Below are 19,770 nucleotides of genomic sequence, written 5' to 3'. Positions count from 1 at the left end.
TTAATAATTAAGGCGCTTTTTTATTTAAATTAAGGTTTCTTAAGTTTTCTTTAAGTTTCGCTTGCTAAGTTACAAACATACACTTTATATGAGCGATGTTTATGCAATTAGCACACCTACCTTCATCACCCGTTTATATTCAAAATAACTCACGCTTTGTGAGTGCTCGCGTTAATGATGAGCATAGAAGTGCGTTAGAAAACACAGTTAAAGAAGGTTTTTTAGTCGCTTATAACGCCACGCTTACCTCTTTTATGCCATTACTTTGCCAATACACGACAAACGAAGGGCAATGCACTTTGGGTTTAAGGCAAGCAACAGCTCCTCTATTTATAGAGCAATACTTAGCACAGCCCATTGAGCATTTTTTACCTGAGAACACACAGCGTAATAAAGTATTTGAGCTTGGCAACCTATGCTCTACACATCGCAAAGCAACGCTTGGGCATTTTATTGTTGTTAATGAAGCCCTGCAAAGTGTAGGAGCAAAACATTTAGTATTTTGCGCCACTAAAAAAGTACGTGCACTGCTGCGCTTATTAGGCGTTAACTGCACTGAAATTGCTGTGGCAAACAGTTTTGTTGTGGAGCATCCGCTAAGTTGGGGAAGTTACTACGCTAATCAGCCTACCGTATGCGTTGTGAGTTTAGAGCAAGCTCACCAACAGGTATTAAATACCCCAATGCTTTATAGTTTGATGCAGCAAAATCACTCAAATATCAATTCTTTGGTAAATGCGTTGGTGAATGTATGAATTACTATAATACCCATGCAATATCGCCATTAATTATTGCCCACAATAAAGAGCAAACACTTGAAATTAACGTGGATGAGTTTAACCAGCAAATACAAAAAATAGTAAAAATACTACATAGCTTTAACGGCAAATGTATCGCTTATAAGCTCGATAATACGCCAGCTTGGCTTGTTATTGATGCCGCTACTGCGGTTTCGAATAAAGTGGCTGTGCCAATTGCTCACTTTTTTAGTGAACAACAAACTCAATATGTACTAGCGCAATGCGGCGCTAATATATTTATGAGCGACATACCAAACCCTTTATTTGGGGAGCCGACCGCATCAATTACTTTATTTGAGTGTTACACATTATATATTTACGAAATTGTTGTAGCTAAACCCGTCAGTTATTTTCCAGATACTCAAAAAGTAACATTTACGTCAGGATCGACTGGGCAACCAAAGGGCGTGTGTTTATCTGCAAATAGCCAAATGCAGGTAGCTCAATCTCTGTGCGATAAAATTAATATTAAAAAGCCTGTGCATTTATGTTTATTGCCGCTTGCTGTATTGCTTGAAAATATAGCCGGTGTGTATGCCCCTTTAAAAAGTGGCGGTACAGTGCATTTAATGCCGTTAAATGAATTAGGCTTTGTTGGTACTGCATTAAAACAGCCCGCACAGCTTATTGCTGCGATTGATAAAGTTAAGCCAAATACGCTTATTTTAGTGCCTGAACTATTAGCATGCTTAGTTACTTTTGCAGAAGATGGATGGCAACCGCCTAGTTCGTTACAGTTTATTGCCGTAGGTGGTGCGCTTGTCAGCGAAATGCTAATAGTAAAAGCACGTAGCTTAAACTTACCGGTGTACCAAGGTTATGGACTTTCTGAGGCGGCATCTGTCGTTAGTTTAAATACACCCACAAACGATAACATCCATAGTGCCGGCTCTGTGTTACCTCATATTCAAACCAAAATTGAAAATGGCCAGCTTTTTATAAAAGGCGATTTGTTTTTAGGTTACTTAAACCGTCAACCTCACAACAAAGACCAGTGGTATGCAACCGGTGATCTAGTAGAGCAGCGTCAAAATACTTTATTTATTAAAGGCCGATTAAAAAACCTAATTATTACCAGCATGGGTCGTAACATCAGTGCCGAGTGGCCTGAATCACTATTACTCAGTCAAAGCGGTATTTTACAAGCCGTTGTGTTTGGTGAGGGGCGACCTTTTCTCAGTGCCATTATTTACGCCGATACAAAGCTAAGTAACCCAGTGTTAGCGCAGTACATTAACGAAATTAATAAACAACTACCCGACTATGCTCGAATTCAAAAGTGGCATCGTTTAGCTGCCCCATTAAGTGTGCAACAAGGATTATTAACAACAAATAATCGCCCAAAACGAGATGCCATAAGTAAGCAATACCATGCTGTGTTTGATCAATTTTACCGACTTGGAGAAGTAATTAATGAGTGATTTTTTTAACACCCTTAAAGAGCAAACTAAACAAGAGCAAAACTACCTGCTTGCAGCGCCGATTATTCAGCGTGTTTTTAAAGGCGAAGCATCACTTGAAGAATACGCCTCGTTTTTAGCGCAAGCGTATCATCATGTTAAGCATACTGTGCCATTAATGATGTCGGTTGGTGCACGATTAACCGACGATCAAGAATGGCTGCGCGAAGCCGTCGCAGAATACATTGAAGAAGAGATTGGTCATCAAGAGTGGGTACTTAATGACATTGCAGCCTGTGGTTTTGACAAAGAAACAGTACGGTGTAGTCAGCCGCAATTTGCTACCGAAATGATGGTGTCGTATGCGTACGACTCCATTGCACGTAAAAATCCGTTGAGCTTTTTTGGCATGGTGCATGTGCTTGAAGGCACTTCTATAGCGCTTGCGGATGGCGCCGCTTCAAACATTGCAAATGTTGTGGGCTTACCTAAAAAAGCATTTAGTTATTTAACCTCTCACGGCGCGCTTGATATAGAGCATGTAAAGTTTTTTGAAAACCTAATGAACCAAATAACGGATGAGGCGGATCAGCAAGCCATACTTCATGGTGCAAAGCGCTTTTATCGTTTATACGGCGATATATTTCGTGGACTCGATGACGAACCATTTTTTAAAGCACGTGCACAAGGCAAATTGGCATGAGTAGTTCTTTGTGTGTGCTCACTGGTGCAACAGGCGGAATAGGGCAAGCGATTGCTAAAGCCCTATATGCAAAAGGGTGGAAGTTACTACTTGTAGGGCGAAATACCCAAGCCCTTGAGGAGTTGAGCCGTGCATGCCCAGACAGTGAAATATTTACGGGCGATTTAACCGACGATACAGCACGTATTAACCTAGCAATAAAAGCCAAGCAACTCGGCGGCGTTAAATTACTTATTAATAACGCCGGTATAAATACAATGCAAAGCCTTGAGCACACAAGTAATGAGCAAATAGATAATATGCTCATTACTAATCTGTCGGTGCCTATTAAATTATGCCAGCTATTTTTAGGGCAGTTAGCGTATACCAAAGGCACCATTGTTAACGTGGGATCATCGTTTGGCAGTATTGGCTACCCGTTTCAAACGCTTTATTGCGCCAGTAAATTTGGTTTACGTGGCTTTACAGAAGCGTTATCACGTGAGTTGAATGGTTCAGGCGTTAAAGTGACCTATTTAGCACCAAGAGCAACAGATACATCCATTAATAGCAGTAAAGCGCGGGCAATGAATAAAGAGCTCGGCAATAAAATGGACTCGCCAGAATTAGTTGCTCAAGAGTTATTAGCTCTTATAAGTTCAAACCAAACAAGGCGCTTTATTGGTTTTCCTGAAAAATTATTTGCACGCATAAATGGCGTATTCCCCAGCGTTGTTGATAACGCTATTGCAAAGCAACTTCCTAAAATTAAACGTTTTTTAAGTTAACAAACACACAAAGGCAAAATTATGTATAAATTTACACTCGCATTTTATTTAATACTAACCTCTGTATTTGCAACTGCAGTACACGCAGATGAAGCGCAAGACTTAACCGATATTCAACAAAAGTGGGCAATTGCTAATTACGAACTTGAAGACGATGCGCAAATAGACGCGTTTACGCAACTAAGTGAGCAAAGCGCATTATTTGTTAAAAACTATCCAAGCTCGGCGCAAACACATATTTGGAATGGCATTGTGTTAGCCAGCTTTGCTGGCGCAAAAGGAGGCTTGGGCGCACTTGGTTTAGCAAAAGAAGCAAAAGCGTCACTCGAAAATGCACTCTCGATTGATGGCACTGCATTAAATGGCTCAGCTTACGCAAGCCTTGCAACGCTTTATAGCAAAGTACCTGGCTGGCCAATTGGTTTTGGTGATGACGACAAAGCTGAAAAATTATTTAAACAAGCGCTCGCTTTTAATCTCGAAGGCATTGATACTAATTACTTATACGGTGAATACTTGTATGACGAAGGCGATTATAAACAAGCTAAAGCACGACTACTTGTAGCACAAGCTGCTGGGATTCGTGATACTCGGGCAAAAGCAGATAAATATCGTCAACAAGCAATAAGTCAGCTATTGGCAAAAGTAGATAAAAAATTAAAAAGATAAACAGATAATGCATTTATTACTCGTTGAGGACGATCATTTAGTGGCGCAAGGGCTTATTCGCTCTTTGCGCCAAGAGGGCTACAGCGTAGAGCACAGTGGCACAGTAAAGCACGCCCTAGAGTGCCTTTCTAGTGGTGAGATTGAGCTTGTTATTCTCGATTTAGGATTACCTGATGGCGACGGCTCGCAAGTTTTAAAGCATATTAAAGCTCAAAAAAAAGTAATACCAGTGGTTATTTTAACTGCACGCGGCAGTATTGACGACAAAGTCCAAGGGCTCGATATGGGGGCAGATGATTACCTTGCAAAGCCGTTTGACCCCGCTGAGCTATTTGCCCGTTTACGTGTAGCAAGCCGGCGCATTAATCAAACACAATCAAGCTTATTACGCTGTGGTGATGTAGTAATGGATACTTCTGCTCATACAGTTAAACTAAGTGGGCAGTCACTTACACTACCTCGAAAAGAATACATGCTTTTAAAAGCGCTGATGGAAAATCAGGGAAGGGTACAGTCAAAACAACAACTCGAAAACAAACTTTACCAATGGGGTGAAGAAGTCGGCTCTAATGCCATAGAGGTGCATATTCATCATCTTCGTAAAAAATTCCCTAGTGATTTTATTAAAACCTTACGTGGCATTGGCTACGTGGTTGGTAAGCGTTAGAGTGTATTTGTTTTTCGAGGTTGAAAATGTCAATTCGTAAACGTCTGACCTTAATTTTACTTTCAATGATGGTGCTAACTTGCTTTTTAGCATTAGTAAAAGGCTATCAAAAAAGTATGCACCACGGTGAAAGTTTGCTTGATGATGAACTTAAAATAGTGGCTGGCGTTTTAATTGAGCAACCATTGGCACTAAGCACAGATGCAGTACAAGTCAGTAATAATAGCGCTCAGTTGTTGTATCAAATTTGGCAAAATAATAGTTTACTTAGTGGCTCATCGAGTTTAACGAATAACCATGTTAGTTTTAGCGAGGGCTTTCAAACGGCCAATGTAGCAGGGCAGCGTATGCGGGTATTTGTGATGAGTAAAAACACCCGTAAAGTCATTGTTGCTGAACCTATGGCAAAGCGGTTTGAATTAGCTGAAGCCGTTATTTTATCTGCAATGTTACCAATGCTATGGGCAGTCCCTCTGCTTGCTATTTTTATTAGCTTTTTTGTTAAATACGCATTAGCCCCTCTTACTCGATTATCTAAGCAGTTGGCGTCTCGCCAAGCGAACGACTTTACGCCAATTAACTGGCAAGTAACCGACGAGGAAATTAAACCGGTTATTAATCGTTTAAACGACTTATTTAAACGCGTAGAAACGGCCTACTTACGGGAGCGTTTTTTTGCCTCAGATGCAGCTCACGAATTACGTACCCCGCTTAGTAGTTTAAAAATTAATGTACATAATTTGGCTAATAAACAAAGTAATCTGCAAGACCATCAAGAATTACAAGCTATGTCGCAGGGCATTAATCGCTTAAGTAATATTGTTGAGCAAATGCTAATCTTAGGACGCACTCAGCCTGAACAATGGCAGAGGCAATTTAGCGAACAATCATTGCTAACGATTACTCAGCAAGTCGTATCGGAGCAATACGACAAAATAGATGAAAAAAACCAAACCATTAGTCTTGAAGGCGATGATTTTGTAATTAATGGTGATGAGTTTACATTAACCACGCTTATCGCTAATTTACTTAGCAATGCCATAAAATACACACCCAATAATGGTCAAATTATAATTAAATTAGTATCAAGTAATAACGGCTTTAGTTGGCAAATTGATGATTCTGGTGCGGGTATGACTGAAGAGCAAAAAGAGCGAATATTCAATCGCTTTTATCGAGTAGGTGGTGATCAGCATCCATCAGGCGAGCAAGGTGCTGGTTTAGGTATGGCGATTGTTCAACATATAATTGCTATTTATGGCGCAAGTATTCATTTAGCGAATAGCCCTTTAGGTGGGCTAACCGTTAAGGTTACTTTTACAGGAGTAAAAAGTGACTAAACGTTTATTTAATCAGTGCCTTTGTTGTTTGCTATTTTTGTCGTTTAACGCGGCGAGTAAAGAGTACCTTATTATTTTAAAAGATCACTTGTTTTACCCCTCACAAATTACCATTCCCGCGAATAAAAAAGTAAAACTATTGATAGAAAACCAAGATAGCACACCAGAAGAGTTTGATAGCTTTGATCTAAACAGAGAAAAAGTACTCTACCCAAACCGTAAAAGCATTATTTATATAGGGCCGCTTAGTAAAGGGTATTACGAATTTTTTGGTGAGTTTTCGCCCAATACAGCAAGGGGCGTTGTAATAGTTGGTGATGAGGAGGCGCAGCATGCTAATAACTAGTTTAGTCATGAGCCTTAATCAATTACTACCTGTGGCTATTTTATTAGTGCTACTACAAGTAGTTAAAAAACAAAGCGCTTTAAAAATAGGATCTGCTTTACTAATTGGCGCGCTCATGTCGTTTATGTACATGCAAAGTGCATCATGGGTGAGCCAGTGGTTTGAACACCAAGGGCTAGAGTACTCACAAATAGGGCTCTGTATTACTATATTTATAGCCGTATTAGTATTTGCAATAAAGCAAAAATCAGCGGCTTTTTATATTGCTGTTATAAGCACAATAACATTGTATTTAAGCCACTATATTATTTACCTCACCAGCTTTTGGCAAAGTAATGATGCAGGGCAAAGCTTATTTATTGGCACTTTATTAGGTGTTGGAATTTGTTTAAGTTTTAGCGTATTGCTGTACTTTTTAATGAATGCAATTAAGCACCGCTTTGGTATGTATCCGCTTTTTACTTTGCTTGCTTTTAACAGCGCGGCTAAGTTATTAGTTGCACTGGATTTGGCAAGCCAAATAGACTTAATTACCAACACCGCAACCGTGTGGGATTTACGCGATGTATTAAGCGAAAACTCTGAGCTCGGGCGCGTACTGCGTGCCCTTGTTGGTTACGAGGCCACTCCTGATCTAATGAGTGTACTTATATATAGTACTAGTAGCGTGATATTTTTATCACTTTGTTATGTTATTTCGGCTTCAATGTCTAAGGAACGTGTATGAAAGCACTCAACCTATATTTAGCGCTTAGCTTTACCGTTTTTTGTTTGTTGGTACTTTCAACCCCAGCAAAGGCCGATGGAATTGTTGTTGATAAGGTATATCACCCCTATGTTTTACCTTTTGAGCGAGAGTTTGAATGGCGGTTAGTGTCGCACCAAACAGATAGTGGCAACATACTAGCGCAGCGTTTGGGTGGTGGCGGTGCTATTAACGATACAATGGCACTAGAAGGCTATTTAGTTGGTGAGCGAGATGACAACGGCGACTTTGGTTTAGAAGCTTATGAGCTTGAACTACGCTGGCAATTGATTGAACAAGGTAAATTATGGGCCGATTGGGGGGCATTATTTGAGCTTGAAAAAAAACATAATGAAGATGTGTATGAAGCAACTTCGGGTTTTGTGATAGAAAAAGAGTTTGGTAAAACAAGCTTAACTATGAATGCCTTTTTAGTGTACGAGTGGGGGCAGGATATTCAAAATGAATGGGAAAGTGAGTTTAGAGCGCAATATCGCTATCGATATCGTTCTGCTTTTCAGCCATCTATTGAGGTGTACGTAGGAGAAGACTTTGTTGGCATAGGGCCTGGGTTTATAGGTTTGCAGCGTTTTGATGGACAAAAGCAGTTAAAATGGGAAGCGGGTTTTATCACTGAGATAAGCCAATCAGAAAAAAATCATAGTTTTAGGCTCGCATTAGAATTTGAATTTTAATAACCAAGGAAAGCGGTTTTGGTTGTTTATCACTCTGATTATAGATAGGTACTTGACATATTTTAAAAAATCTATATAGTGGGCTGCAGCTAGAAAGAAAGCATGTAAGCTATAAATCTCCATTTCGATGTTGTATAAGTAATACTTGTAGTACCGTCCTGAAGTTTTTAAAGTACCATCTCATTTTTTGCTACACCCGCTCTTATGAGCATATTTTTTATTTTATATCAGGATATTACAATGTCTAACATCGTATCAGGTACAGTTAAGTGGTTCAACGAGTCTAAAGGTTTTGGTTTCATCGAGCAAGAAAATGGCCCAGACGTTTTCGCACATTTCTCAGCAATCAAAAGCGAAGGTTTCAAAACTTTAGCTGAAGGCCAACGTGTAGAGTTCACTCTTTCACAAGGTCAAAAAGGTCCACAAGCTGATAACATCACAGCTGTATAATTTTACTTTTTAAGTAAAATGAAAAAAAGCGCTTAAGGCGCTTTTTTTGTGTCTGAAATTTGACATAAACCAAGCAACGCCTGTTATTAGCCCCTCCTAGTATTTGTTTTTCTATTCTTCTAAGCCATTCTTTTAAGCAATTGTGTTAATGCAAGTGAGTTTAAGCTTGTGATTAATACCGCCCATTTCTCTTCTTATAATTTTTTAAAAAGAAAATAGATCTAATTTTTGGCTCATATTTACAGTAATGCATCAGCTGGAACCTTTGACTATAAAGTGGGAAAGGTGCTGTAAGGCTGCAAAAATTACCTATTTGTGCGCATGCTAAATTGCATCGAATTTAATAAGTAAGTAGTTGTGTGTCATAAAGCGATTTAACAAAGAATATAAAAAGTTAAAAATGAAAGATGATTTTGTCGCCCATAAGCATACTTACCTTCAATGATTTATCTTTCATAAGGGAGCCCTTTTTTTTGCTTTATTTTTAAAAAAGCAGCTTGCAGTGCTTCTATTAAATGCATATCTGTTTTTTTATTCGCAGCTAAATAAGCATCAATTGTTAGCTCATCTATTTTATAAATAAACTTTAAGTGTGCCGGTTTGAGCTTTAGGTAGTCGCTCATCTGCTTCATATATAAAGGATCATCTACAATTAAATCTACTTTTTTAGCGAGTAGTAAAGAGTATGACTTTTGAATATCAGAGGTTAAAACAACTTCAAACCCCAGTTTTGCGAGGGTTTGTGTTGAAAAGTCATTGCGCTGCATAGCAATTTTGTACACTTTGGCTTGCTCAGTAGTGTTTATAATAAGATCATCTCGCTCTGATAGGCCAATAAAGCCTAGTTCAAAACGTCCGACAGGTCCTATCCAATAAAATTTTTCTTCTCGCTCTACAGTGCGTGCAAGGCTGTATATAAAGGTATTTTTAAGCTCATCTGCAATTTTATAAGCACGTGCCCAAGGGTACATTTGAATGTTAGGTGTTAGATCAGCCTCAGCAAATATATCTCTAATAAATTGAGTACCTTCACCTGCTACCTCACCATCAATCAACACCTGGTTTGGCGGTGCTAACTCTGTAACAACAAGGATGGGTTCCTTTGCTTGAACATACACAGAACAAATTAAAAAAAGAGAATAAAGAATATATTTCACAATAGCGGATCGTTAGTCGGTTAGCTTAAGTAATATAAGTGTGGCTGAAAATACGAAAAACACAAAAAATATTTATGTGACTTTGTTACTAAGATATTGGTTTATTTGAGTTATGTATAACCATAAATAAGGTTAAATAGCTTGAAGGTTGGGGAGTGTATAAATGTGGAAGGCCTAAAACGATAAAAGGGCCTTGCGGCCCTTGGTGAAGTATCGTTCAAGTCAGATAGAGCTTTAACCCCTTAAAGTGCTATCCTCTTGTTTTGCAACACCGGTGTTCATCTCAATAAGTTTCTAAGCTAGCGAGAGGAAAAACCCAGCAATTGCTGCGCTCATAAGGTTAGCCATAGATCCTGCTAACACTGCTCTGAGCCCTAAGCGTGCGATATCCTTCCGCCGACTAGGCGCCATACCGCCTAACCCACCTAGTAAAATGGCTATCGATGATAGGTTAGCAAAGCCACATAGAGCAAAAGTAACAATTGCTTGTGTGTGTGCGCTTAACGTATCGCGATAATTTATAAAGTCTAAGTAAGCAACAAACTCGTTCACTACTATCTTTTGACCAATAAAGCTGCCGGCTATAATTGCTTCATCCCATGGCACACCTAGTAACCATGCAACAGGAGCAAATACATAACCTAATATTTCTTGAAGCGTTAATGTTGGGTAATCAAACCACCCACCAATACCGCCTAATAAACCGTTTAGTAGTGCAATTAGCGCTACAAAAGCAAGTAACATTGCACCAACATTAAGTGCTAAATGCATACCGTTTGCTGCACCTGATGCAGCTGCATCAATTACATTTACAGGCTTATCTTCGTCATCTAAATCTAAATCAGCTAAGTTATCTTTAGGCGTTTCAGTTTCTGGCACAATCATCTTGGCCATTAAAAAACCACCTGGAGCAGCCATAAAGCTCGCTGCTATTAAATACTTAAGATCTACGCCGATAATAACGTAACCAGCCATTACAGAGCCTGCCACAGTGGCTAAGCCACCTACCATCACTGCAAACAATTCCGATTTAGTCATTGTTGCTATAAATGGCTTAACTATTAGCGGTGCTTCAGTTTGGCCAACAAAAATATTTGCCGTTGCTGAAAGCGATTCTGTGCGAGAGGTTTTCAATAATTTTTGTAAACCGCCGCCTAAAATCCTAATTATCCAATCCATAATGCCAAGGTGATACAACACAGCAACAAGTGCTGAGAAAAACACGATAACGGGCAAAACTTGAATCGCAAAAATAAAACCTAATGTGTCTTGTGAGGCAAGTGGGCCAAACAAAAACCCAATACCGTCGTTTGCATAACCAATAACCGACGATACGGCTGCTGACATGCTCGTTAACACATTTTTTCCTGCTTCAAAAAACAGGACAAAACCGCCAATAACTACTTGCATCGCAAATGCTATACCAACGGTTCTTAAATTAATTGCCTTGCGATTAGTTGATGCCGCAAAGGCAATGCTTAGTAGCACACACATGCCCACTAAGCTCATAAATGTTGTCATACAAATGTTTCCCGTTGTTATTCTTGTAGTAAATATTTTATCTTACTTTTTATTATATCAATCGCAACGCGGTTCATACCGCCTCGAGTCACAACTAAATCTGCGTTATGCTTAGAAGGCTCAATAAATTGATAAAACATCGGTCTAACAGTTGCTTGATACTGCTCAACAACAGATTGTAATGTTCTGCCTCGTTGCTCCATATCACGTTGCATACGACGCATTAAGCAAATATCTAAAGGCGTATCTATAAACACCTTAATATCAAATTCTTTATTAAGCGCTTTGTCACTCAATAATAAAATACCTTCAACAATGAGTATTTTAGCAGCAGGCACTCGGCGAGTTTTCTCGCTACGTGTATGCTGTGCATAATCATACGTTGGTACTTCAACTGAATTTCCACTACGAAGCTGTGTTAAATGCTCAAGCATTAACGCATGTTCAAATGCATCAGGATGGTCGTAATTCGTTTGCGTACGATGCGCCATCGGTAAATGCGACTGATCCTTGTAGTAAGCATCTTCTTCAATAATGGCGATAGCGCCTGGTTCAAGCTCATTAACCAATTCATTGTATATAGTTTGGCTAAAAAGAGATTTGCCCGACGCAGACGCGCCTGCAATAGCTATAATAGTAGTTCGTGTCACTAAAGTTCTCACCCACACAGAAGGATATATTGTTGGTAGATCACAATAGCAAAAAAGACACGATTAATCTCTTTTGCTTCGCTTAAGAATGCAAATTTATAATGTTTAGGTTTTATGAAACAGGACTTTTGTCCTGTACGGAAAAATCGATCAGCGGATAAAGTAACCACCTAGAATCAAAGTGAGGTCAAAATGGCAAGAGCAATTATCTTAATGGCAGATAGCCTAGGAATCGGTGCAGCACCAGATGCAGATAAATTCGGCGATCTTGGGGCTAATACATTCGCTCACTTACTAAAAGCATATTACGACGAAACAGGCGCTGCATTATCGCTTCCTAATCTATCAAAACTTGGGTTAGTGGATGCATGTGAAGCTGCCGGTGGAGAACCGTGTTTAATTTCAGACCGCCAAGCTTCTCAAGGAGCATGGGGTTACGCTAAAGAATTATCTAGCGGAAAAGACACGCCATCAGGTCATTGGGAAATGGCAGGAGTACCTGTGTTATTTGATTGGGGATATTTCCCAAAAACACAGCCAAGTTTCCCACAAGAATTTATAGACGAGTTTATAGCTCGTACTGGTATTCCTGGCATTTTAGGCAACTGCCATGCATCGGGAACAACCATTTTAGAACAGCTAGGTGAAGAGCACGTAAAAACAGGTAAACCAATCTGTTACACCTCAGCTGATAGCGTGTTTCAAATAGCCGCGCATGAAGAGTCATTCGGCCTAGAGAAGCTTTATCAAGTTTGCGAAATCGCACGGGCGCTACTTGATGAAATGAATATAGGACGAGTGATTGCGCGGCCATTTTTGGGTTCAAATAGCCAAGACTTTGCTCGAACGGGTAATCGTCGCGACTATTCAGTGCTTCCGCCAGCACCAACATTGCTAGATGTGTTAGCAAAAGACGGCGGCGAAGTAATTAGTATTGGTAAAATTTCAGATATTTACGCGCATCAGGGCATAACCCAAAAGCATAAAGCACCTGGGCTTATGAACTTGCTAGAAAAAACCAGCGAAGTAATGAAAAGCGCACCAGATCATAGCTTAATCTTTACTAACCTAGTTGATTTTGATGAAAAATTTGGTCATCGCCGTAACCCAGTAGGTTATGCAAAAGCATTAAAAGAATTTGATGACTATTTACCAACTATACTAAAGCAGTTAAACGCAGATGACATATTAATGATCACTGCAGATCACGGTTGTGACCCAACCTTTCCAGGTTCTGAGCACACTCGCGAATACGTACCGGTTATTGCATATAAACCAGGTATGAGTAACACACCTCTAGGTGAACGCAACAGCTTTGCAGATATCGGTCAAACACTGGCACAGTGGTTTAACTTATCTGCGCTTGATTACGGCGACAGCTTTTTAAATGAGCTAACAACGCCAAATAAAAAGGAAAACAATTAATGAGTACTCCGCATATCAGTGCAAACGTTGGTGATTTCGCCGAAACAGTATTAATGCCAGGCGATCCGCTACGTGCGCAATATATTGCTGAAAACTTTTTAGATGATGCAGTACAAGTTACAGGTGTTCGTAACATGTACGGTTTCACTGGTACTTACAAAGGCAAGCCAGTAAGCATCATGGGTTCAGGCATGGGCATTCCATCAATGTCTATTTATGCACGTGAGCTAATTGTAAGCTTTGGCGTTAAAAATATTATACGTATTGGTACGTGTGGCGGTATTGGCACAGATATCAAAATCCGTGACGTAATTTTTGCACAAGGTGCAAGCACAGATTCAAACGTAAACCGTGCACGTGTTCGTGGCTACGATTTTGCTGCTATTGCTAACTTTGACTTACTTTTAAACGGTGTAAACGCCGCTAAAGAGCTAGGAATAGAAGCAAAAGTAGGTAACGTATTTACAACCGACACTTTCTACCAAGCAGACGACTCGTTCTATAAAGACTTAGACAAGTTAGGCATGCTAGCAGTAGATATGGAAACAGCCGGTTTATATGGCGTTGCAGCTGAATACGGCGCAAACGCAATGGCATTATTTACAGTAAGTGACCACGTAATCACCGGTGAAGCAACACCTGCTGATGAGCGTCAAAGCACGTTTAACGAAATGGTTAAAATTGCATTAGAGTCAATAGCTTAAATAATACATAACAGTTCCTTGGTAACGTATTCACTAAGTTTTGGAGACACGCCCAAAGTGAAGTGAGACTAACCTCCAAAGCCGCATTTTATGCGGCTTTTTTTATGCCTGAAAAAATGGGTAGCAGCTTCTAATTACTTATACCAATTCGCTTAATTAAGTGATCTATTTTGAGGATGGAAAAACGTGTTGATAGCTAGGCAAAAAATTCGCTATTTAGTTGTTCTAAATGAGAATTTTTTAACGCAGGTAGCGACACGTTTAGCCCCTAAAAATGATTAAGTATTATTGCGGGTTGGTATTAATTCAACCATCTAAAAACTTCGTTTTTAAACGCCTGTAAGCAGCGCGTCTACAGGTAAATTAAACTGCTGAGTGTAAGTTTCTCAGGTAGGCGCTAAGCTTGCTCGCGCGAGAAGCGCAGCTTCTAATTACTTAATCACCCATCCTAAAAACTACGTTTTTAAACGCCTGCAAGCAGCGCGTCTACAGGTAAATTAAACTGCTGAGTGTAAGTTTCTCAGGTAGGCGCTAAGCTTGCTCGCGCGAGAAGCGCAGCTTCTAATTACTTAATCACCCATCCTAAAAACTACGTTTTTAAACGCCTGCAAGCAGCGCGTCTACAAGTGAATTTTAACCACCGCGTTAAGTTTTCCACGTAGGCGCAGAGCTTGCTCGCGCGAGAAGCGCAGCTTCTAATTACTTAATCACCCATCCTAAAAACTACGTTTTTAACCGCCTGCAAGCAGCGCGTCTACAGGTAAATTAAACTGCTGAGTGTAAGTTTTCCACGTAGGCGCTAAGCTTGCTCGCGCGAGAAGCGTAGCTTCTAATTACTTAATTACACAACAAAATTTACCTTTAAAAACAAAAAAAGGGCCAAAGCCCTTTTTTATGGTGTTGCGCCTAATCATACAGGCCAAATTCTTAGTGCTTAAACAACTTCACCAGCCACTATTGTATTAAAGCTGTCGTTGTCATGCAGGCTTGCAAATGCGCTCTCGTGTAATAATTCATTACGTAAGTTTGGAGAGTATTCAAGTGCCATTTTAATATCGGCTAAGGCATCAGCATGTTTGTGCGTAAGTGCATAAGCACAGGCTCGTTGCCAATAGGCATAACCATAGTCACTATCTATATCAATTGCTTGGTTACACAGCTCAATGGCTTGTGCTGTTTCATTAATTTCTAGTAGTGCATCGGCTTTATAAGCAATGGCTTCAACATCTTCAGGTTTGCGATTGAGTATTTCGTCAAAAATTTCAATTTTATTCGCAAAATCACTTTCTAGGTTTGCGCGCATCCACAACGAATGAACTTCGTTAGTCACCGATATGCGTTCTTGGTTGCTGAGTATTTCTTCTGAGCGAACGCGTAGTTTTTCTTCAAGAATTTTTAATCGGTCTTCATACTCGTCTGTAATAACACTTACACGCGTATTTACTATATCTTCTACTTTATTTTTAACATCGCGCAACGAGTTCCAACCCACTAAAACTAAAATCGACGCCGTAGCGGTAATTATAAAAAACACATTATTAATGGTATCTGTAGTGTACGTTAATGCGCGATCGGCAGTATCAAGCTGCGCATGAGTAACCTGCTTAGTTACATCTTCACGAAGCTTTTGCTGATCTTGCCTAACTGCTTTTAGCTCATCTAATATGTAACGCTCCATTAGCGGCTTATACATAGGCTCTTTGAGTTGTTGAAGAGCTTGTTGCTCTTGTTGTGCTGTAGGTGAAGCTGGTTGCTTTTCAGCAGAGTTCACTATGCCTGAAAACAAAGTTAAACAAACAAAAAGTACAGATAGGTAATAACGCATTGGTACGCCTAATTAAATTAATTACTGTAATAACTTTAACATGCAGGGCTTAATGGCACTAGGGCGTGTTGTTCTTTGTGGATTAAAATTGACCTAATTTAGATAGGAGCAATAGTTGTAAAATTTATTTAGCCTAGTGAGCTTAGCAATAATAGGGTAAAGCGTGAGCATATTACCCATGCTCAGGTAATTTGAGTAAAAATAGGCAAAAAAAAACCAGCTCAAGGTGAGCTGGCAAAAACTGCTTAAAACAACAATATGTCGTAGGGATTCACAGGAGAACAACTTCATACTAACTGAATCTTTATGAACAAATACTTAATTCAATTCAACTAGTTAAAAATATAAGAATACTCAAAGTATTCGGTTTATAAAGTAAAGGTGCATTGGGCTTAAGTAATGCACCTTTATCATTATAACTATCTAACTACAATTTCATGGTGAAGGGGGGTATTCCAATGTGCGCTTTAGTAAACTAAAGCCACTTTCAAACCCTTCACATACCATTACGCCGAAATTTTTCAATTCGATCACAGGTCTAGTAAAAAGATTAAGGTTAATTCACCGATTTTGTATTTTATTTTGCGTAATACTTTATATGAGCGCCATCTGACTTTTTTACTATTATTTTAAACGCGACTTTAAGCCTATTGTTAAGTACATCATTAACGTAAGGGCAATCAAAAATATAAATTGGAGCAATCGTTTTAAATAGTATGTTGAGGCTGGCGTAGCATAATTTATACGCCTATATTAAGGATACGTAAGCACTTAGGTAGGCACGCTGAGTAAAAAGTAAGCCTATTAAATAAAAATAACCGTTACTTTTTAAAAAGTTATAAACACATAAGCAATAATACTGATTGATTAAGTATTTTACTTTTCTATTTTAAGGATTTCACAATGAGCAAGCCAACAGCGGGTAAATGCCCTGTTATGCACGGTAGTAATTCAGTTGTTTCTAAAGTAAACACCGATTGGTGGCCAAACACACTCAACTTAGACATTCTTCATCAACACGATACTAAATCAAATCCATACGGTACTAATTTTAACTACGCAGAAGAATTTAAATCTCTAGATTTAGACGAAGTAAAAGCCGACTTAAAAACCTTTATGACCGACAGCCAAGATTGGTGGCCTGCCGATTGGGGCCATTACGGTGGTTTAATGATTCGTATGGCATGGCACTCAGCGGGTACGTACCGTTTATCTGATGGTCGTGGTGGCGCAAGTACTGGTAACCAACGTTTCTCGCCTTTAAATTCATGGCCAGATAACGCAAGCTTAGATAAAGCACGCAGACTTTTATGGCCACTTAAGAAAAAATACGGTAACAAACTTTCATGGGCCGATTTATTTATTCTTGCAGGTAACATGGCATACGAATCAATGGGTCTAAAAATTTATGGCTTTGCGGGCGGCCGTGAAGACATTTGGCATCCAGAAAAAGATATTTACTGGGGAGCTGAAAAAGAATGGTTAGCACCAAGTGATGAGCGCTACGACAATGTAGAAAAACCAGACACAATGGAAAATCCATTAGCCGCAGTACAAATGGGCCTAATTTACGTTAATCCTGAAGGTGTTAATGGTATACCAGATCCTCTTAAAACAGCGGCTCATGTACGTGAAACATTTGCTCGCATGGCGATGGATGACGAAGAAACAGCAGCATTAACAGTGGGTGGCCATACAGTGGGTAAAACTCACGGTAATGGTAAAGCAGAGCATTTAGGCCCAGAGCCAGAAGCAGCAGACGTACACGAGCAAGGTTTAGGTTGGAACAGTACCAAAGAAGGCGGCTTTGGTCGTCATACTGTAACTTCAGGCCTTGAAGGCGCATGGACCACACACCCAACAACATGGGATAACGGATACTGCCACTTACTCTTAAATTACGAATGGGAACTTACTAAAAGCCCAGCTGGCGCTCATCAGTGGGAGCCTGTAAATATTAAAGAAGAAGACAAACCAGTAGACGTAGAAGATCCATCAATTCGTTTAAACCCAATGATGACCGATGCCGATATGGCCATGAAAGTGGACCCTGCGTACCGTAAAATTATTGAGCGTTTTTATAACGACTTTGAATACTTCTCTGATGTATTTGCACGCGCATGGTTTAAGCTAACTCACCGCGATTTAGGTCCTAAAGCATGTTACTTAGGTAAAGATGTACCAAGCGAAGACCTAATTTGGCAAGATCCTATTCCAGCAGTTGATTACACATTATCAGACGATGAAATCATAAGCTTAAAAGCACAGCTACTTGATTGCGGTGTAAGCGCGAGTGATTTAATAAATACAGCGTGGGATAGTGCGCGTACGTATCGTGGTTCTGATAAACGCGGTGGCGCAAATGGCGCACGTATTCGTCTAGCACCACAAAAAGATTGGCAAGGTAATGAGCCAGAGCGCTTAGCAAGTGTGCTTAGTGCCCTTGAAAAAGTACAAGCGGGTTTATCTAAGCCTGTAAGCATGGCCGATTTAATCGTTTTAGGTGGTACAGCGGCTGTTGAACAAGCGGCAAAACAAGCCGGTGTTGATGTAACAGTACCATTTGCACCAGGACGAGGAGACGCAACAGACGAAATGACTGATGCAGAATCGTTTGATGTACTAGAACCAATTCACGATGGCTTTAGAAACTGGCTGAAAAAAGATTACGCAGTATCAGCCGAAGAGTTATTACTAGAGCGCAGCCAATTAATGGGCTTAACAGCACCAGAAATGACTGCACTTATGGGCGGCATGCGTGTACTAGGCACAAACTACGCAGGCACTAAACATGGTGTATTTACCGATAATGTAGGCACGCTATCTACCGACTTTTTTGTAAACCTAACCGACATGGCCAATAACTGGAAGCCACTAGAGCCAGGTCTTTACAATATTGTTGAACGCAAAACAGGCACCATTAAATGGACTGCCACACGCGTAGATTTAGTGTTTGGTTCAAACTCTATTTTGCGTGCCCTAAGTGAGTTTTATGCACAAGACGATAATAAAGAACGTTTTGTACATGACTTTGTAAATGCATGGGTAAAAGTAATGAACGCAGACAGGTTCGATCTTAAATAATCTGTACGCTAAATAAAAACGGGGGAGTATTGAATACTCCCCCGTTTTTTATGCGTTTTAATTTCACGGCTAGATAAGCCCGCTTTTTTTAAAGCAATAAAACTTATAAAAGTGCAAAAAGCTTTTGTAGTTGTGGCATATATTCGCTCACAAGTTCAAGGTTGTTTTCGCTTACTAAAGATTCTGTAGACTCCTCAGCTGCGCTTGATGATTTACCAAACGAACCCATTAATGAGCTAGCGCCTTTATCTTTAGCACTTTTCATACTTTGAAAACCGCCCATCACTTTATTAGCCGTTTCTTGATTATCAGCAGAAAGGCCCGACTTAAGATTTTCGATATAAGCCATTGATACTTCAGAACCTACAGTTACTAGCTGCTCTGGCGTAAAACCGTAACGGTTTGTAACACTCGCAAAGCTTTTGTATAGGTCTTGTTCTTTAATCATGCTTAATGCACTGTTAGCTAAAGAGCTTTGTTCGCCAACACTTTGATCTGCAGAACCACCTAGCATACTTGCTAAATCTAAGTCTTTTAACGACTCTTGGCTGCTTGCCCAGCTAGTCACAGCTGGCAGTGCTTTCATATAGCTTTGAAGTTGACCTTCGTTAATATCCTCTGCAAGGCTTGAGAAACTCATCGCTAATAAGCTAAGTGATACAAGTATTTTTTTCATTGAGCATTTCCTAGTATTAAAGTAGTGCCAATTAGAAACTAATAAGCAACACTTGCCAACACAAAATAAAATATTGGCTGATTTATAGTACAATTTATGAGAATTTATTTAAGTTCTAAGAATTTAGTTGATTCACCACAAGCTAA

Annotated in this window: 19 protein-coding genes; 14 read left to right on the top strand and 5 right to left on the bottom strand. The window is 39.7% G+C overall.

Translation table 11 applies throughout. The annotated features are described in order from the left end of the window. Positions 1 to 101: 101 nt before the first annotated feature. The 11 genes from QT16_RS14235 (at position 102) to QT16_RS14185 (ending at position 8,582) form a co-directional block, all read left to right on the top strand. The gene (locus QT16_RS14235) at positions 102 to 755 is read left to right on the top strand and encodes a thermostable hemolysin (protein WP_002959142.1); all 654 of its coding nucleotides are present in this window, start codon (positions 102 to 104) and stop codon (positions 753 to 755) included. After that, positions 752 to 2,221: an AMP-binding protein gene (locus QT16_RS14230; protein WP_039488812.1), complete on the top strand. Its 1,470-nt coding sequence runs from the start codon at positions 752 to 754 to the stop codon at positions 2,219 to 2,221. Before QT16_RS14235 ends, QT16_RS14230 begins: the two co-directional genes overlap by 4 nt. Then, positions 2,214 to 2,903 carry an iron-containing redox enzyme family protein gene (locus tag QT16_RS14225; protein ID WP_039488811.1) on the top strand — a complete coding sequence of 230 codons (690 nt, stop codon included), beginning with the start codon at positions 2,214 to 2,216 and terminating at the stop codon, positions 2,901 to 2,903. The genes QT16_RS14230 and QT16_RS14225 overlap by 8 nt, the downstream gene beginning before the upstream one ends. Continuing rightward, positions 2,900 to 3,670: an SDR family oxidoreductase gene (locus QT16_RS14220; RefSeq protein WP_039488810.1), complete on the top strand. Its 771-nt coding sequence runs from the start codon at positions 2,900 to 2,902 to the stop codon at positions 3,668 to 3,670. The genes QT16_RS14225 and QT16_RS14220 overlap by 4 nt, the downstream gene beginning before the upstream one ends. A gap of 21 nt (positions 3,671 to 3,691) precedes the next feature. Beyond that, positions 3,692 to 4,339, top strand: a complete 648-nt coding sequence (locus tag QT16_RS14215) for a tetratricopeptide repeat protein (protein ID WP_039488809.1) — start codon at positions 3,692 to 3,694, stop codon at positions 4,337 to 4,339. A 7-nt stretch (positions 4,340 to 4,346) separates the two neighbouring features. Further along, positions 4,347 to 5,006, top strand: a complete 660-nt coding sequence (locus tag QT16_RS14210) for a response regulator (RefSeq protein ID WP_024605199.1) — start codon at positions 4,347 to 4,349, stop codon at positions 5,004 to 5,006. Between the two features lie 26 nt (positions 5,007 to 5,032). Then, a complete protein-coding gene (locus QT16_RS14205) occupies positions 5,033 to 6,346 on the top strand; it encodes an ATP-binding protein (protein WP_039488808.1) in 1,314 nt (437 codons plus the stop codon). Beyond that, a complete protein-coding gene (locus QT16_RS14200; protein WP_039488807.1) occupies positions 6,339 to 6,692 on the top strand; it encodes a cupredoxin domain-containing protein in 354 nt (117 codons plus the stop codon). Before QT16_RS14205 ends, QT16_RS14200 begins: the two co-directional genes overlap by 8 nt. Next, the gene (locus QT16_RS14195; protein WP_039488806.1) at positions 6,679 to 7,419 is read left to right on the top strand and encodes a hypothetical protein; all 741 of its coding nucleotides are present in this window, start codon (positions 6,679 to 6,681) and stop codon (positions 7,417 to 7,419) included. The genes QT16_RS14200 and QT16_RS14195 overlap by 14 nt, the downstream gene beginning before the upstream one ends. Continuing rightward, entirely contained in the window at positions 7,416 to 8,132 is a 717-nt protein-coding gene (locus tag QT16_RS14190) for a hypothetical protein (RefSeq protein ID WP_002959122.1), read from the top strand. The genes QT16_RS14195 and QT16_RS14190 overlap by 4 nt, the downstream gene beginning before the upstream one ends. 240 nt (positions 8,133 to 8,372) lie before the next feature. Beyond that, positions 8,373 to 8,582 (top strand): cold-shock protein, encoded by a 210-nt coding sequence (locus QT16_RS14185; protein ID WP_002959120.1) that lies wholly within the window; start codon positions 8,373 to 8,375, stop codon positions 8,580 to 8,582. Between the two features lie 446 nt (positions 8,583 to 9,028). On the opposite strand, the gene QT16_RS14180 is transcribed toward QT16_RS14185, so the two are convergent. From QT16_RS14180 to udk, 3 genes are all read right to left on the bottom strand, one after another. After that, complete coding sequence (locus QT16_RS14180) at positions 9,029 to 9,739, bottom strand: substrate-binding periplasmic protein (RefSeq protein ID WP_082007380.1); 711 nt, start codon at positions 9,737 to 9,739, stop codon at positions 9,029 to 9,031. Positions 9,740 to 10,033: 294 nt separating this feature from the next. After that, positions 10,034 to 11,260, bottom strand: coding sequence for a NupC/NupG family nucleoside CNT transporter (locus QT16_RS14175; protein WP_039488805.1), 1,227 nt, complete (start codon positions 11,258 to 11,260; stop codon positions 10,034 to 10,036). 17 nt (positions 11,261 to 11,277) lie between these two features. After that, a complete protein-coding gene (gene udk, locus QT16_RS14170) occupies positions 11,278 to 11,910 on the bottom strand; it encodes a uridine kinase (RefSeq protein WP_024596281.1) in 633 nt (210 codons plus the stop codon). Positions 11,911 to 12,102: 192 nt separating this feature from the next. Here udk and QT16_RS14165 point away from each other — a divergent pair, with 192 nt between their 5' ends. After that, positions 12,103 to 13,335 (top strand): phosphopentomutase, encoded by a 1,233-nt coding sequence (locus QT16_RS14165; RefSeq protein ID WP_024596282.1) that lies wholly within the window; start codon positions 12,103 to 12,105, stop codon positions 13,333 to 13,335. Beyond that, positions 13,335 to 14,039, top strand: a complete 705-nt coding sequence (gene deoD / locus QT16_RS14160; protein ID WP_024596283.1) for a purine-nucleoside phosphorylase — start codon at positions 13,335 to 13,337, stop codon at positions 14,037 to 14,039. The genes QT16_RS14165 and deoD overlap by 1 nt, the downstream gene beginning before the upstream one ends. A 934-nt stretch (positions 14,040 to 14,973) precedes the next feature. Here deoD and QT16_RS14155 read toward each other — a convergent pair. Then, the gene (locus QT16_RS14155; protein WP_002959108.1) at positions 14,974 to 15,864 is read right to left on the bottom strand and encodes a tetratricopeptide repeat protein; all 891 of its coding nucleotides are present in this window, start codon (positions 15,862 to 15,864) and stop codon (positions 14,974 to 14,976) included. Positions 15,865 to 16,767: 903 nt separating this feature from the next. Here QT16_RS14155 and katG point away from each other — a divergent pair. After that, entirely contained in the window at positions 16,768 to 18,948 is a 2,181-nt protein-coding gene (gene katG / locus QT16_RS14150; RefSeq protein WP_039488804.1) for a catalase/peroxidase HPI, read from the top strand. 103 nt (positions 18,949 to 19,051) lie between these two features. Here the strand turns inward: katG and QT16_RS14145 are convergent, their stop codons facing one another. Continuing rightward, positions 19,052 to 19,624, bottom strand: a complete 573-nt coding sequence (locus QT16_RS14145; protein ID WP_002959106.1) for a hypothetical protein — start codon at positions 19,622 to 19,624, stop codon at positions 19,052 to 19,054. Between the last annotated feature and the right edge of the window lie 146 nt (positions 19,625 to 19,770).

The organism is Pseudoalteromonas distincta (genome assembly GCF_000814675.1).
GTDB classification, from domain to species: Bacteria; Pseudomonadota; Gammaproteobacteria; order Enterobacterales; family Alteromonadaceae; genus Pseudoalteromonas; species Pseudoalteromonas distincta.
Note: the sequence above shows the minus strand (reverse complement) of the source record. Positions and strands in the feature narration are given on the sequence as shown.